The sequence below is a fragment of the Methyloprofundus sedimenti genome, assembly GCF_002072955.1.
Classification (GTDB): Bacteria; Pseudomonadota; Gammaproteobacteria; order Methylococcales; family Methylomonadaceae; genus Methyloprofundus; species Methyloprofundus sedimenti.
On record NZ_LPUF01000001.1, the window covers coordinates 1,941,132 to 1,954,449 of the forward strand.

The 13,318-nt window shown below is 36.0% G+C and carries 9 protein-coding genes; all 9 read left to right on the top strand.

Annotation, left to right across the window (positions count from 1 at the left end; translation table 11 throughout):
- Positions 1-188: 188 nt before the first annotated feature.
- The 9 genes from AU255_RS08635 to AU255_RS08670 all read left to right on the top strand — a co-directional run bounded on the left by AU255_RS08635 (position 189) and on the right by AU255_RS08670 (position 13,220).
- The gene (locus AU255_RS08635) at positions 189-1,364 is read left to right on the top strand and encodes a polysaccharide biosynthesis/export family protein (protein ID WP_080522498.1); all 1,176 of its coding nucleotides are present in this window, start codon (positions 189-191) and stop codon (positions 1,362-1,364) included.
- A 358-nt stretch (positions 1,365-1,722) separates the two neighbouring features.
- Positions 1,723-3,948 carry a polysaccharide biosynthesis tyrosine autokinase gene (locus AU255_RS21075; RefSeq protein ID WP_269844776.1) on the top strand — a complete coding sequence of 742 codons (2,226 nt, stop codon included), beginning with the start codon at positions 1,723-1,725 and terminating at the stop codon, positions 3,946-3,948.
- 658 nt (positions 3,949-4,606) lie between these two features.
- The gene (locus AU255_RS21080) at positions 4,607-4,729 is read left to right on the top strand and encodes a hypothetical protein (protein WP_269844777.1); all 123 of its coding nucleotides are present in this window, start codon (positions 4,607-4,609) and stop codon (positions 4,727-4,729) included.
- 1,366 nt (positions 4,730-6,095) lie between these two features.
- Positions 6,096-7,460: a UDP-glucose dehydrogenase family protein gene (locus AU255_RS08645; RefSeq protein ID WP_080522500.1), complete on the top strand. Its 1,365-nt coding sequence runs from the start codon at positions 6,096-6,098 to the stop codon at positions 7,458-7,460.
- Positions 7,457-8,515, top strand: coding sequence for an NAD-dependent epimerase (locus AU255_RS08650; protein ID WP_080522501.1), 1,059 nt, complete (start codon positions 7,457-7,459; stop codon positions 8,513-8,515). The genes AU255_RS08645 and AU255_RS08650 overlap by 4 nt, the downstream gene beginning before the upstream one ends.
- A 383-nt stretch (positions 8,516-8,898) precedes the next feature.
- Positions 8,899-10,251: an oligosaccharide flippase family protein gene (locus tag AU255_RS08655; protein WP_080522502.1), complete on the top strand. Its 1,353-nt coding sequence runs from the start codon at positions 8,899-8,901 to the stop codon at positions 10,249-10,251.
- On the top strand, positions 10,214-11,431 hold the full coding sequence (locus tag AU255_RS08660) for a polysaccharide pyruvyl transferase family protein (RefSeq protein WP_158083085.1): 1,218 nt from the start codon (positions 10,214-10,216) through the stop codon (positions 11,429-11,431). The genes AU255_RS08655 and AU255_RS08660 overlap by 38 nt, the downstream gene beginning before the upstream one ends.
- A 419-nt stretch (positions 11,432-11,850) precedes the next feature.
- Positions 11,851-12,543: a transposase gene (locus tag AU255_RS08665; protein ID WP_080522504.1), complete on the top strand. Its 693-nt coding sequence runs from the start codon at positions 11,851-11,853 to the stop codon at positions 12,541-12,543.
- 329 nt (positions 12,544-12,872) lie between these two features.
- Positions 12,873-13,220, top strand: coding sequence for a hypothetical protein (locus tag AU255_RS08670; RefSeq protein ID WP_143735894.1), 348 nt, complete (start codon positions 12,873-12,875; stop codon positions 13,218-13,220).
- The last annotated feature ends 98 nt before the right edge of the window (positions 13,221-13,318 follow it).

Below are 13,318 nucleotides of genomic sequence, written 5' to 3' on the forward strand. Positions count from 1 at the left end.
ATATTATTACACACAAAACGTTACAGCGTAGGTTGGGTTAGATTTTTTTGCGGAGCAATAAAAAAGTAACCCAACATCTTAGGGGCTTCATAAGTTGTTGAGTTACGTTATCTGCGCTTCGCTAAATAATTTAACCTACAATACAATTCATGCAATGATTTATATTAATAACAAATACGTTAAAAAATATGCAAATTAAAAATATAATATTGATGTTTCTTGCTCAAGGGTTGGTGGCTTGTTCAGTTGTGCCTGGTATGCATATGAGTCCATTTTCGGACGAATCCAGCATTGAAATGCCAACTAAAGAAAAAAATGCAGCGATTTTAAAAGAACTTAATATTCAGACGATAACTGCCCAAACCATTATTGATTTAGAAAAAAATTTCAATAACTATAGTTTAGGGCCGAATAATGTTGCAAATCTTTATTTTGACTGGCGTATAGGTTCAAAAGCGACCAAAGGATCACAACTCACACAAAAACCCCGGCAGTACCGTGTTGGGCCCCGAGATATTTTAACCATCACGGTATGGGATCACCCTGAGCTCACTATACCTGCAGGATCATTTCGTTCTGCAGAAGCAGCAGGAAATGTGGTTGGTGAAGATGGAAATTTTTACTATCCTTATGTGGGTGTCGTAAAAGCGGCGGGTAAGACAGTAGAAGAAATTCGCACAGAATTATCTGCCAAACTTTCGAAATATATAGAACGCGTACAACTTGATGTACGCGTAACAACCTATCGTAGTCAACGCGCTTATATAGTTGGTGAGGTTAAACAGCCAGGCATACAATTGGTCAGGGATATTCCCTTAACCGTACTGGAAGCAATTAACAATGCGGGAGGGGTGACATCAGAAGCAGATCAACGCAGTATTACGCTGAGTCGGGATGACAAAACTTACAATATCAATTTATTAGCACTGTATGAAGGTGGAGATATCAGACAAAATGTGACACTTCAGCATGGGGATGTTCTGAGTGTGCCAGATAGGCAATTTAATAAGATATTTGTATTGGGTGATACCGGGATTGGAGGACTAGGTTCTCAAAGGTCGCGCAGTGTCTATATGAACAAAGGTAGAATGACTCTGACCGAGGCAATTAGTGAGGCAGGTGGACCAACACAAGATGCATCTGATCCAGCGAGAATTTTCATATTTAGAACGGATCTTGGGGAGCCAAAAATTTATCACCTGGATGCAAAATCGCCTGATGCCTTATTATTAGGTGAGCGTTTTCCACTTCAACCGCGAGACATAATTTTTATTGATCGTGCTGAAGGCATACGCTGGAATCAAATTATCAATCAGATCGAACCAACTGTGGCTTTAGTTAGAAGTATTCAAGGTGTTTTTTAATTAAACTTTTTATATTATAGATTCAGGCACCAGTCAGTGTCGTATATTCGCCTGATTACCCTTAAATCTCAGCTATGCTGCGTCATTCCTGCATGTTTCTAGCAGGAATCTAACAGGTTAAGCATGGATTCCCGATATAAGACTTCAGGAATGACGATGTTTTTAACATACTGATATTTAAAACTTTATTGCACTGTGGCTGAGAGTTACGGGTAATTAGGTATATTTATGTGATTTTGATAGACTGTAAATGATAATATCAGTCACTCATCCAGTAAATTTCTGGATTTTTTAAGTATAAATATGCAGCACGCACGCTCAGAATTTAGCCCAATACATGCCAAATAACTTGTCAAATATGGAACATACTACCGGGAACTATCCGCTTCAGGATGAAGATGAAATTGATTTAAGAGAATTAATTGGCACTTTGCTTGAAAATAAATGGTTAATTATTTTAATTACCATCATAGCCTTTGTCATAGGCATAGTAAAAGTGACATTAGAGACGCCAATATACCAGGCAGATGCAATGTTACAGGTTGAGTCTTCTCAGTCAATGATGATAGATCCCTTTGCTGAAGGGATGGGGATAGGTGGTAATACCCCGGTACAGGCAGAAATGGAGATCATCAAATCCAGAATGATCATGGGGGCAACTGTAACAAGCCTCAATCTGGAAATCGTAGCCGAGGCTAAATATTTTCCGGTAATTGGTGCAGCAATGGCCAGGCGATTTGAAGCTGGCAATAAAGATATGCTTGCCGCTCCATGGCTGGGTTTTTCTGATTATGCCTGGGGAGGGGAGATAATTCAAGTTGATACTCTGGATATGCCTGCGAGCTGGATAGATATACCAATCACTTTGATTGCCGGTAAAAATGGACAATTCAAACTATTTGATATGGACGAGCAATTTGTTACCGATGGCGAGGTCGGGAAACCGGTTAGCATAACAGTTGATGGAGGAGACACAGCATTGCGTATTTTTGTGTCGATACTTAAGGCCAGGCCAGGAACACATTTTATTGTGTTAAAGCAATCACAGGTGAGTGCAATGGAGGACCTTATAGAGAGTTTTTCGGTAGCTGAAAAGGGGCGTGATATTGGAATTCTGAGCTTTACCATGTTGTCAGCATCACCTTCCAGGGCAATGCAAACACTGAATGAAGTTGCCAATATTTACGTGCGCATGAATGTTGAAAAAAAATCAGCAGAAGCACAAAAGACGCTAGAGTTTCTGGAGAAACAGCTGCCAACTATTAAAAGTCAATTAGAGGTGGCGACAGATGAATTAAATGAATATCGGCTAAAAAAGGGATCTGTCAACCTGGGTATTGAAACTCAAAGTATTTTAGGTGGCATTGTTGAGAAAAATACTCAGGTAACATTATTGGAGCAAAAAAAGGACGAGTTACGCCAAAGCTTTACATCGCTTCATCCCGCTATTATCTCTATCGACAGACAAATTAACAGGTTGCAAAAACAGATAATACAGCATAATAAAAAAGTGACACAACTACCTGAAACTCAGCAGGTTATATTAGAATTGTCCAGAGATGTGCAAGTTAATGCAGAATTGTACTCGACAATGCTTAATAATCTGCAAGCGATAAAAGTAGCTAAATCGGGTACAGTTGGCGATGTAAGAGTCATAGATTATGCCGTGATGCCAACTTTACCAATCAAACCTAAAAAAAGCTTAATTGTCGCAGTAGCCACTATTTTAGGATTAATTATGGCTATTGCTCTGGTGTTTATTCGTAAAGCCATGCACCATGGTATAGAAGACCCGGATATAATTGAAAAACAGCTTAATGTACCTGTTTATGCGACTATTCTGCACAGTGAAAAACAACTCCAGTTAAATAAGCAACTTAATAAAAATAAGACATATATCGGCCCACCTGTCGTGCTAGTGTTAGAAAGTGAAGACGATATGGCGATAGAAAGTTTGCGTAGCCTTCGTACCACACTACATTTCGCATTTCTGGAAGCAAAAAATAATATCATCATGATTACCGGGCCCAGCCCCGGAGTAGGCAAGTCCTTTGTTTCAACCAATTTGGCTATTGTCTTGGCCAGAGCTGGAAAAAAAGTATTATTAATTGATGCGGATTTACGCAGGGGCCTGATCAATAAAGCACTGGGAGTCAGTCGTGAAAATGGCTTATCAGAGCTTATTTCAAATGTCATTAAGCCGTCTGAAGCGATTCATACCATAGACAGTGCTAATATAGACTTTATCCCTACTGGCGCAATTCCCCCCAATCCTTCAGAGTTATTATTACATGAGCATTTTGGAATACTGCTTGAAGATCTTGGCAAGAAATATGACCATATTATTATTGATTCGCCTCCCATATTAGCGGTTACCGATGCGTGTATTATTGGGCGTATGGCCAGCGCAACCCTGATGGTTATTAGATCAGGTCAACACCCGTTAAGAGAATTACAGCAAAGTGTAAAACGATTAAAGCAAAATGATGTCAATATAAAAGGTTGTGTTTTTAATGATGTTCATTTGGTAGCATCTGGATATGGATATGGTAAATATTTTTATCAATATGATTATCAGAAATAGGTGTTATATAGTCAGGCATCGTTCCTAGGCTCTGCGTCACAGCTATTAAGTTATGAACCAACACAGCTTACAAAATGTAGGATGGGCAAAGCGCAGCGTGCCCATCACAATCGTTATGATGGGCACGGGATAAAGCTCCTTTGCCCATCCTACATTGAACAATGGGCTTAATTTAATGGCAGTCGCTTTGGGTGGAAATGTAGTTTGTGATGCTCTAGGTTACTGAGTCACAGCTATTAAGTTAAGAACCAACACAGCTACAAAATTGTAGGATGGGCAAAGCGAAGCGTGCCCATCACAATCGTTATGATGGGCACGGGATAAAGCTCCTTTGCCCATCCTACATTGAACAATGGGCTTAATTTAATGGCAGTCGCTCTGGGTGGAAATGTAGTTTGTGATGCTCTAGGTTACTGAGTCACAGCTATTAAGTTAAGAACCAACACAGCTTACAAAATGTAGGATGGGCAAAGCGCAGCGTGCCCATCATGATCGCTATGATGGGCACGGGATAAAGCTCCTTTGCCCATCCTACATTGAACAATGGGCTCAATTTAATGGCAGTAACGCTTTGGGTGGTAATGTAGTTTGTGACCTTCTGCGTCACAGAGCACTGAGTGTTTCCGCATGAATTCCTAATTAACCCAGGTGCTAAACAATGAGATTACAACAATACGAAATTGACAGTACCACCTCAACTGCAAAGAGTATTTTTGGTCAGGGTTCAAAAGTTATTTTATTTGGCAGCAGAGTTCATGATGAATTAAAAGGAGAGATATAGATTTATATATTCAGCCTGCAAAACAAGGTGCTTTAAATAAGAAAAAATAGATTTTCTAGTTGCTTTAAAAGCTAAAATAGGAGATCAAGAAATTGATGTTATCCTGGCTAAAGACAGCTCAAGATTGATAGAGCAAGAGGCCATAAAAAAAGGCTTAGAATTAGAATGAATTCTTACAGAGAACAATCATTTAAAGAGCAAGTATATGAGTGTCACAAGCATACCTGATTACCCACAATTCTCAGCTATACTTTGTCATTCCTGCATGCTTTTAGCAGGAATCTCGTAAGTTAAGCATAGATTCCCGATAAAAAACTTCGGGAATGACGAAGTCGGTTTTTTTATAAAAAACTGATATTAAGGTTTTTTTTCATAATGGCTGAGCCTTGTACGTAATCAAGAATAACTTTTATTGATATTTTAAACAGACTTGAAGAGCTAGACATTATTAAAAAAATGAATGGCTAAAACTAAGAGAAATAAGAAATGAGATTGCCCATGAATATTCATTGAATACAGAAGAACTGGTAGCAAGCATCTCTAATGTTTACAATACCTGTAATTTTTTTAATAAATATTTTCGATGCGGTCTATATATTTTGCAAAGCAAAGTTTATCTTTTTAATGTCAACATAGGAATATTGCAATTAATTTAAATAAGCACATGAAAGTAGGGCGTGGCTTTAGCCCGCTTTAAACGCCTTTTTAGCATATCGGCGGGCTAAAGCCACGCCCTACTTGCCTATTTTTAATCTATTGTTAAGGCAGCTGACTAAGTATATTTTTTCGTGGAGTGCAATAGCTTTGGCTATTGCTGTCTCGGAAGTAGCTAAAGCTATCACACTTCGGGCTTTATGTTTCAACTTAAGTGGTTTCCTACCTGCACTTTGCGTCATTGCCAATAAGTTAAGGCAACAGATGTAGGATGTGCTGAGACAGGAAGCGCGGCAAACGTAACCCAGCCTACGGTATATAGTTGCTGATTACCCATAACTCTCAGCCACAGTGAAATAAGGATTTAAATATCAGAATGTTAAAGACGCCGTCATTCCCGAAGTCTTATATCGGGAATCTATGTTTAACCTACTAGATTCCTGCTAGAAACATGCAGGAATGACAAAGTATAGCTGATAGTTATGGGTAATCAGGTAATAGTTTGTATATATAGGTTATGTTCCGTAACTTAAAGCCAGAGAATCAATTGGTAAAGTATTAAAGCGGGGTGAACTGGTCATTTATGAATCCACTGTTTATCCTGGTGCTCTAAAGCAAAAGTACTCGTTGGCTATGCCCCGACGCATGATATTTATCAAGGAATGCAAGAATCAATAGAATGGTACATAACAAATAATGGAAAAATAAACTAATGAGAATTGCGGTTATTGGCTCTGGCTATGTTGGTTTGGTTAGTGGCACTTGCTTTGCTCAAATGGGCAATAAAGTCACCTGTGTAGATGTAGATGAACAAAAAATCACCTCTCTCAAACAAGGCATTATTCCCATCTACGAACCTGGCTTAGAGCAAATGGTGGTCGATAATCAAAAAAAAGGTTCTTTGCTGTTTAGTACTGATATAGAGCAGGCTATTTTAAATGCACAAGTTGTATTTGTTGCGGTCGGTACTCCAATGTCAGATGATGGATCAGCCGATTTACAATATGTTTTAGCGGTGGCTAAAAGTATTGGTCAATATATGCTGGGTGATATGATTATCGTCGATAAATCAACGGTCCCTGTTGGAACAGCGGATAAGGTAAAAATAACCATCCAGGCAGAGCTAGATAAACGAATTAAACATACCGTTGATGAAAAATTAAAAGCGACACTTCAGCAATTAAACTTTGATGTGGTGAGTAACCCTGAGTTTTTAAAGGAAGGCGCGGCACTAGATGATTTTATGAAGCCTGACCGGGTCATTATTGGCGCTGAAAGTGAACGGGCAGTGCAAGTTATGCGTAACCTGTATGCCCCGTTTATGAAAAGTCATGATCGATTCATAAAAATGGATCTGCGATCGGCCGAAATGACTAAATATGCGGCTAATGCGATGCTGGCAACAAAAATCAGCTTTATGAATGAAATATCCAATATCTGTGAAAGAGTGGGTGCTGATGTAAATAAAGTAAGAGATGGCATTGGATCAGATACTCGCATCGGATATAGCTTTATTTACCCGGGGTGTGGGTATGGTGGCAGTTGCTTTCCTAAAGATGTACAAGCCCTGGTAAAAACGGCAAAAGACTTTGACTATGTCCCGCGAATTCTGGATGCAGTTGAAGCTGTAAATTATGCTCAAAAATCGGTTATTGCAAACAAGATCATTAAACGTTTTGGAGAAAATCTTGACGGGAAAACGTTTGCTGTTTGGGGACTGGCATTTAAACCCGAAACGGATGATATGCGTGAAGCAAGCTCAACGACAATTATCAATGAACTGACAAGTAAAGGTGCAAAAATTGTCGCTTATGACCCTAAAGCACAGCATGAAGCAAAAACGTTTTATTTAAAAGGTAATAAAAATGTTACATACGCTGCAGCAAAATATGCAGCATTACCCCAGGCAGATGCGTTAATTTTAATTACTGAATGGCAGGAATTCAGAAGTCCGGATTTTGATGAAATCAAGAAACTATTGAAAGCCCCTGTTTTTTTTGATGGACGCAACCAGTTTGAAAAACAGCGCATGCAAGACATGGGATTTGAATATTTTCAAATTGGAGTAAAAGATTGAAAATTCTGGTGACAGGGAGTGCCGGCTTTATCGGTTTTCATTTGGCAAAAAAATTACTTGAACAAGGCTATGAAGTCGTTGGCCTGGACAATATTAATAACTATTATGATGTAAACCTTAAATATGGGCGATTAAAAGAACTCGGCATACATAAAGAAAATATTGTTAAACATGAATGGTCACCATCTGAGGCTTTTGCAAAACATAAGTTTATAAAACTTGATTTGGCAGACCAATCCCAAATGGAACAGGTCTTTAAAAATGAATGTTTTGATGCTGTGTGTCATCTTGCAGCACAAGCAGGCGTGCGTTACTCGATTGAAAACCCTCATGTTTATATTGAAAGCAATATAAAAGGATTTTTAAATATACTGGAAGGCTGTCGCCAAAATAATATTAAAAACCTGTCTTATGCCTCAAGTTCATCAGTATACGGGTTAAATAAATCTCAACCCTTTAAAGCCTCTGATCATACTGAGCACCCTGTCAGTTTGTATGCAGCAACAAAAAAGTCTAATGAGATGATGGCGCATGCCTATAGCCATCTATATGGCATACAGACTACGGGACTGCGATTTTTTACCGTATATGGTCCTTGGGGGAGGCCGGATATGGCCCCCATGCTTTTTACAGAGGCGATACTTGCTGGCAAACCCATCAAAGTATTTAATTATGGCAATATGAGCAGAGATTTTACCTATATTGATGATATAGTAGACGGACTCGTCCGGGTAATTAATTCGCCTGCCGATAAGAATGCTGAATGGGATGCTGAAAAACCAACACCAGAAAGTTCATTGTCAAATTTTAAAATTTATAATATAGGGCATAATGCGCCCGTTCAATTAATGGGCTTTATTAAAGAAATAGAAGCGGCGTTAGGACAAAAAGCACAAAAAGAAATGTTACCTATGCAAAAAGGTGATGTGCAATCAACGTATGCAGACACAAGCGATTTGATAACTCGGTTTAATTACCTACCAGATACAAAATTAGCGCATGGGATAAAAGAATTTATTGTATGGTATAAACGGTTTTATAATAAGGAAGATTAGACATAACAATTAAATACTTAGGAATGAGTATTTATTAACTTCGACACAATGGGGCGCGGATCTTTAGTCCGCCTTTTACACTGCAAGCTAAAGACCTGCGCCCCATTTTAAGATGCATACCTTATTTCGTGCACACTTCTTAGCGCGTGTTTTAAAAGTGCCGGCATGGTGAAAGTATCGAGAATTCAGCCCTTTTTAATCAAGAAAATCCATTGAAAACTCATGGGATAGCCTGATTTATTGAATATGACGGGCTTGAAATAGCTTGATTTTTATGTCACTAAAATCAAGCTGGCTGCCCCTTGATTGCTAGAATTTTATCCAGTTAAGAATAAAGAAAGTATAATTAAATTTATATTACCCATACAATTATTTAAAAAAACATGCTAAAGAAAGTTATTTTTATGTCAATATCTACAGGAGCTAGATTATTAAGCGGGGTAATTCTTTTTATTGCATTAGCAAGAATTCTTAGCATAGAAGATTTCGGAAGATTAACTTATTGCTTTAGTTTAGCTTCAATTATGACATTGCTAGTGGATTATGGATTCACTAATAAATTATTAATCGACATAGGACGTAGCCACCATAAAGTTAAATATATAATGGGGAAGGTTTTAATGACAAAATTATTCCTTTTTACAATTCTTTTGTTAATATTTTTTTCACTAAATAGATTTGGTTTTATTGATCCTTTAAATAAGTTAATAATTACCCCTCTTATTATAGCAACCTTATTGGTATCATTTGGTGATTTCATGAATGTGGCTTTTCGTGGCATTGGTCATTACCATGAAGAAACAAAAATAGTTACTATTGCTTCAGTCATTCACTTTATATTAATTTTTAGTGTCGCATATACAACTGAAGATTCAGTTATGATTGCAACCTCATTTATTGTATCAAGATTGTTTTATCTACTACTCTGCATTAAAAGATATAATAAAATAATAGGTGGATTTACTTTTCCTAAAAGAAAAAAAATTAAGATTTTACAAAAAAATATCGTATATAATTTTACATATGCAATGGATTCGTGGCTAGTTAATTCTATGGCCCATTTAGATAAAATTATAATAAATTATTTTTTAGGCGTTTCTGAGGTAGGGATCTACCAAGCAGGAATGAATGTAGTAAGAGGGTTAGAGCAATTAGGACCTGTATTGGCAAATGTCTACCTACCAGTATTAGCAAAATATAACTCAACTTCATTTGAATTTAGTGTAATAGCACGAAAATTACACATACAATTATTATTAACTGGATTTTCATTTTTTTGTATAATTTTTTTAGGGAAATCTACAATTCCAAGTATAATATATGGAGTTAAGTTTTCAGGTCTTTCAGACATATTTCCATATTTTGGTTTATTCTTGTTTCTTCGTTATGTAGCTATATCACAAGGAGTGCTACTCACAGCAAGTTATCTTCAAAACATGCGTGTTTTAGGGTTGTTCATTAGCATACTTATTATTTTGATATTGCCACCATATTTACTTAATTTATATGGAATTACAGGGATGATTTTCACTCAAATAATAATTGTCACAATACTCTCATTATATTATTTATATGTATTGAAAAATAAAGAAGTTCCTTGTGGAATAAGTTATAATAGCATTGTGATTATTTTATTAGTTATACTTTTATTATTAGTTAATTCTGATATTTACAATACAGATTTTATAAGGAATGGTTATGAGAATAGTATTAACAGGTGGATGGGGATATGGTAATCTTGGTGATGATGCAATTTTGAACTCAACTATAACTATTATAAAGGCGGCATATCCACACTGTATAATAGATGTTCTTACTTACAATATTGCTGATTCTAAGATACATGAAACAAAAACAGTACACTTACATAAATCTGTGCATTCCTACGTTGACTTAGGGTCTAGCGAACTTACCTATAAAAAATTAGGTATAACATATTCATTTAATCGAAAATTGTATCTTCTAGCCAAGCGAACGTTAGTTGAATCACAATTTTGGTGTAATATTAAAAATTTTAAACGCCTTAGCACGCCAGCATTAGATGTTATTAAAGGGGCTGATCTATTAGTTGTGGCAGGAGGAGGCTATTTTAATGAAAAATGGATGAGTAATGTAATATCCCATTTGGTTGAAATGACAATAGCTATTGAATTAAAAATTCCTTTTTTAGTGACAGGCCCTACAATAGGCACATTTGCAGATAAAAAATTAAACAAGTTAATAATGAATATATTTAGAGAGGCAAAATATATTTATGTTAGAGATTCATTTTCACTAGAACAATTTAAAATTGAAAATATAAAATCAAAAATAATCCCTGATATAGTTTTATCAAAATGGAATAAACCCATAAATGAAACCATAAAATCTGAGGATATAACTATTGGTCTTATTATTACAAATAAAGATAAAAACTTTCTAGAAAGATTATCTCAATCTTTAAGTAAATATTCTTACTCTTGTCAAAGAAATTGCTCCATAAACATAATTATGAGTCGTTTATGGAAATCAGACTTCCTAACAAGTCTATATGTCCAGAAAAAACTAGAGACATTAGGAATAACTACTAAACTAGTTATTCCTGGATCTTTTCATACTTTAGAAAAAGAATTATCTGAATGCAGCCTCGTTATAAGTGAAAACTTACATGGTTTAATACTTGCCACAAGAAATGGAGTACCTATTATAGCCATTAATGATTATTCGGTTGGATCTCCTAATTATAAAAAATTCATTTCATTTTCACTGCAAGTAGACTCAAAAGAGTATGTAATTAATAATGAAACTAGTGTGACTGATATTTATTTTAAAATAAATTCAGCATACGAAAATACAAATAATTTTATTAAAAAATCCAACAAACTATGTATTAGTGTAAAAAACAAATCCGAACAGTTTTTAGCTATGCCAATATAATGAAAAAAGAATATACGAATTATATTGTGGTGTTACTTATATATTAAATCTTTATTTTTAGGAAAAAATTACTAGCTACTTTATAGAGTTAAAAACTATTACTACCTTAGTATTTTTATCCTACATTATACTATTAGGCAGCAGCTTTATTTTTTGGCTCTTCTCGACTTCGCGGGGTAGTCACTATATGAAGTATATTGCTATTTGATTATTTAGGTGCAGGCTGGGTATGATAGCCATAATTTAAGACGGCAAACTTTATTGAAGGCATTATTAATCGTTATATTCGTCAAGAAATGGACTGGGAGACAATACAAAGCCTGCCATTACTTGGACTTGATGAGATTGCGTTAAATAAAGGACATAAAGATTTTGTTGTTATCATTTAAGGGATCACTGAAGGCGGAGAAAAATGCATTTTGGCCGTATTGCCAAATCGCAAAAAGGAAACAGTGAAAATATTTCTACAAAGCATCCCCGTGGAAATTAAAAGAACAATACAACGTGCCTGTGTTGAAATGTATGACGGCTACAGTAATGCAGTGTATGAGGGACTTCCTGGCGTTGAGATTGTGGTTGATCGATGCCATGTGACCAAAAGCTATCGCGCCTGTGCAGAGAAAGCAAGAATAAAAGAGATGAAAATACTGAACAAGGCGCTTTCTAGCGAAGAGTACGCCCAACTGAAAGGCGTGATGTGGTTATTCCGAAAATCACTCTGGGACTTGAATGAAGAGCAACAAATTAAATTAGTACAGCTTTTTAATTATGCGCCAGAGCTTAAGCAAATTTATATTTATCGGGAAGCATTGACGGGTATTTTTAACCGACCTTTAAGTAAAAGTCAGGCAGAAGCTGAGCTAAATTCATGGGTCGAGCAGGTTAGAAATCTGAAGTTGGACTGTTTCAACTCATTTATAGTGACCTTACAAAACTGGCAGCATGAAATCACTAATTATTTTCTTCGCCGTGAAACCAGTGGTTTTGTAGAAGGACTGAATAACAAAATTAAGGTGATCAAAAGACGTTGTTATGGCATTTATGATATAGGGCGTTTATTTCAGCATATTTGGCTTGGTGTCGAAGGTCGACGTTTATTCGGATATGCTTAACACTATATGTTGTGGTCGCCCCGCGAAATCGGGAAGAGCCAAAAAAGAGAAAGGTTGGGGGGGAAGAGGTCATTTGTATATGGAACTTGATATGTATTATAAACAGGTTAAGCGCATTTCCTAACACACCTCTTTTTAAATACTAATAATCAATGACTTACATAAAGGTGGTAAAATTTAAAAATTCAGTAAAATCAGGGGTTACAGAGAATTGTATAAAAATAATACAACTATGTAACTCATTGATTTATATTAACCCCCGATACTTATTTTTAAGGAGATGGGTTAAGTGTTATTTGGATATTTTTCCAGAAGAACAGATTCTGATAATGTCTTTTGATGACTTGAAAAACAATCAAGAGCTTTTTTTAAAACGTTTGTTTGATTTTCTGGATATTGAAGCGGTTACGATTAATGACAAGCAAAAGAAAAATGCAGCATCTATTCAAAAATATTCATTTCTGAATACTATAATCAAGTGTTTAAAATTAAATGTAATTATATCAACCATCATTCCAAAATCGTTAATACAATCAACAAAAAGTGTTTTAACAAACACAGAACCTATACCTAAAATGAGTAGCGCTGATAAAGAAATATTATTACCATACTTTAAAAGCGACTTAGAGAAACTACAGGTCTTGATTGATGCTGATATATCTAGTTGGTATAAGTAACGTGTGTTCAATGCGATTAGGTTATAGCATTCCATATTTTGTTAATTCTATGGTCATTTTGGATTATGTAGCCTCACTGTATGAGCTACAAAATAATA